This is a genomic window from Phenylobacterium sp. (genome assembly GCF_036495085.1).
GTDB lineage: Bacteria > Pseudomonadota > Alphaproteobacteria > Caulobacterales > Caulobacteraceae > Phenylobacterium.
On the sequence record NZ_DASXNL010000062.1, the window covers coordinates 1 to 3,526 of the forward strand.

2 protein-coding genes are annotated in these 3,526 nt (G+C 64.0%); both read left to right on the forward strand.

Annotated features, from left to right (window positions below):
* Window positions 1-380 precede the first annotated feature (380 nt).
* Window positions 381-2,294 (forward strand): S9 family peptidase, encoded by a 1,914-nt coding sequence (locus VGI62_RS07625; RefSeq protein ID WP_331503806.1) that lies wholly within the window; start codon window positions 381-383, stop codon window positions 2,292-2,294.
* A 300-nt stretch (window positions 2,295-2,594) separates the two neighbouring features.
* Window positions 2,595-3,526 (forward strand): DUF1254 domain-containing protein (locus VGI62_RS07630; protein WP_331503807.1); only part of this gene is annotated, 932 nt, incomplete at its 3' end.

The window sequence follows — 3,526 nt, forward strand, 5'->3', positions numbered from 1 at the left end:
GGTCCCTGACGCGGCTAGCGGTCCTCAGTTGCTGTCGTATTCCCCAGATGTGCTTTGGCTTGAGCGGCGGTTTGGCGCCGGTAATTCGACCTGAGTTCCAAGGCCGACGGGATGGGCGGAAGAGATCAAACTGATGAGCCATGTCTCGCCTCCGGCGATCGACTGCGCCCTCCCGTGCCCACCAGACAAGACGCTTGGGAGCTACGAGCTTGCGGTGCCGGAAATGGACGTTCCCAAGGGCTCAGATGGGTGGAAACGGGTCCCAAGCTGACGCCGGTGTGCCGCCTTGAATCATTCCGAACAACCTCGACCATGGGTGGACAGACGACATCGATCGGGGAACTCTCGCCAGCTTGACAGTGACGGGCAGGGCCATCGGCGTGTTCAGGTTGAGTATGGTGCTGATCGCCGCGGCGTTGTGGGCGAGCGCAGCTTCGGCGGCGCCGCTCGAGGTCTACGGCAGGCTGCCGAACATCGAGGCGGCCGCCGTTTCGCCAGGCGGCGAGATGCTCGGCGTGATCTCGACCGATGGCGAGCAGCGCAAGATCGTTATCCAGCGACTAAGCGACAACAAGCTCATTCAGGTGCTGAACGCCGGGACGACCAAGGTGCGCGACCTTGCTTGGGCTGGGCCCGACCATCTGATCATCACCACCTCCAAGACGTCGATCCTTGAGAACGTCGAGGCGCCCCGCGACGAATATATGATGGCCTTCGACTTCAACCTCGCCCTCGGCAAGATCAAGCCGCTCTTGGAGGATGCCGATGGATCGCTGAACGTCATCGTCGACCAGCCGGTCATCCGTACGTTGAAGGGCAAGCCGACGGTCTTTCTGCAGGGCATCCACTTCATGCCTAGCGGGGCAGGCGCACCCACCGTCTACAGGGTCGAGCTCGATACCGATCGAAGCAAGCAGGCGGAGGATCCGTCATTTTACGCCAACGACTGGCTCGTGGGGCAGGACGGCGAGGTCGTGGCGCAGACTCAATACCAGGTGAAATCCGGCCGGTGGTCGCTGAAGCTGAAGGCCCCCGACGGCGCCTGGCGCGAAAGCCGCGTGATGCAGTTCGAAAGCGGCTATCCCGTGCTGCTCGGTCTCGGCCGCGACGGACGCACCGCCTTGGTTCAGGAGTACGTCGAGGGCGGCCTCGCCCTGCGCGAAGTCACCCCTGACGGAGCCTGGGGCGAACCCCTGGCCCTGCAGGACGATGACACGCCGATCTTCGATCCGGAGCGCCACAATCTGATCGGCTACTATGCGTTGGTCGGCGAGGAAGACCGCTACACCTTCTTCGATCCCAGGGACCAGCAGGTCTGGAAGGTGATCACCAGCGCCTATCCCGGGCAAAGGGTCCACCTCGTCTCCTGGTCCGGCGACCGCATGAAGGTCGTGGTGCTGGTGGACTCCCCGACGGAGGGGCCAGCCTACGCTGTGGTCAACCGCACGACGCACCAAGCCGCCTGGCTGGGCACGGTGTATGACAACCTCGGCGCCGACGGGGTCTCGCCGGTCCGGCCAATCCGGTTCAAGGCGCGCGATGGCCTGGAGATCACCGGCTACCTGACGATCCCGCGCGGAGCCGAGGCCAAGAACCTGCCGCTGGTGGTGTTCCCGCACGGGGGGCCCGCCGCCCGCGACGAACCCGGGTTCGACTGGTGGGCCCAGGCTATGGCGTCGCGCGGCTATGCGGTGCTGCAGGTCAACTTCCGAGGCTCTGACGGATTCGGGCCGAAGTTCCTCCAGGCGGGCTACGGCGAATGGGGTCGCAAGATGCAGACCGACCTCTCCGACGGCGTGCGCTTCCTGGCCGGCGAAGGTTCAATCGATCCCAAGCGCGCCTGCATCGTCGGCGCGAGCTATGGCGGCTACGCCGCCCTGGCCGGGGCGACGCTGGATGCCGACGTCTACCGCTGCGCCGTCTCTGTGGCGGGTCTCTCGGACCTGAAGAAATTCGTCGTCTGGTCCAAGACCAACAAGGGGCTGGGCGCTCAGCGCTACTGGATCAGGTTCATGGGCGCTGAAAACGCCAAGGACCCCTCTATGGCCGAGATCTCGCCGGCGGAGCACGCCGACAGGGTCAAGGCGCCCATCCTGCTGATCCACGGCAAGGACGACACCGTCGTCCCCCTAGAACAGAGCAGAGTCATGGCCGACGCGCTGAAGGCGGCAGGCAAGCGGGTGGACCTCGTCGTGCTCGATTCTACGGACCACTGGCTGACACGCGGCGAAACCCGGCTCGCCATGCTGCAGACGGTCATGGCCTTCCTTGAGAAGAACAATCCGTTGCATTGAAGGGGGCTCCGCGACCTTGGCTGCGACGGGCCAGCGGCGTGGCCGCCGGCTTGCACCGCGCGCTTCCCTCCCGAAAGCAGGCCGCCAGAATTTCCGCGATGGGGTGGAAAGCGAACCTCAGGGGTTTCCCATGATGGTCGAAGCTGGCCGCCAGCCCTAGGGGTGATGTTCGGCATCAGCAGGGAGCACCACATGAGGGCCTCGTCAGCGTTCACATTGATTGGCATCACAGCCCTGATCTCGCTTGCGGCCTGCAATCAGCGACCATCAGCACCAGCTAGTCCCGCAGCGAAGGTTACGATGGACAACTTTGTCCGCGCGGAGACCGACAACTATTTCGCCGGGTTCGTGAAGGATGGCGGTTTCGGCAAGCTCAATCACAATCGCGAGTTGGCGGACGTCAATAACCAGGCCGTGGTCCGGCTGAACCGTGACACGCTCTACTCTTTTGGGGTTTTTGACTTGGATGCGGGTCCCGTCACGGTCAATTTGCCGGATACCAAGGGCCGCTTCATGTCTTTGCTGCTGATCAGCGAGGACCATTACAATCCAGGGACGTTCTACGACGCGGGTCCCCATGTGATAACGCGGGAGCTCGTGGGCACGCGTTACGTAGCCCTGGCGTTCCGCACGTTCGTCGATCCCAGCGATCCGGCCGACCTGCAGAAGGCTCACGCAGCGCAGGACGCGATCAAGGTCGAGCAGCCCGGCGGGCCCGGCAAATTCGAAATTCCGGCCTGGGATCAAGCTTCACTCACGGCGGTTCGCAATGAACTGAAGGGCGCTGGGGGCGGCATGACCGATGCGCGCAAGGCTTTCGGAACGCGCGGGGAGGTCGATCCGCGCCAGCATCTGGTGGCGACCGCCGCAGGCTGGGGCGGCAATCCCGCTCGCGATGCGCTCTACATCCCGGTTCAGCCGAAACAGAATGACGGAAAACAGGTCTATCGCCTCTTGGTGAAGGACGTGCCCGTCGATGGGTTCTGGTCCATCACGGTCTACGATCAGGCGGGCTTCATGACGCCGAACCCGCAGAACGCCTACTCCCTCAACAACATCACCGCGAAGAAGGACGCGAAGGGCGCCTACACGATCCAGTTCGGGGGCTGCGACAAGGGCGTCAACAATTGCCTCCCCGTCACGCCCGGCTGGAACTATTTGGTCCGCCTCTACCGGCCCCACGCAGAAGTCCTCGACGGCAGCTGGAAGTTCCCGGAGGCCCAGCCGGTCGG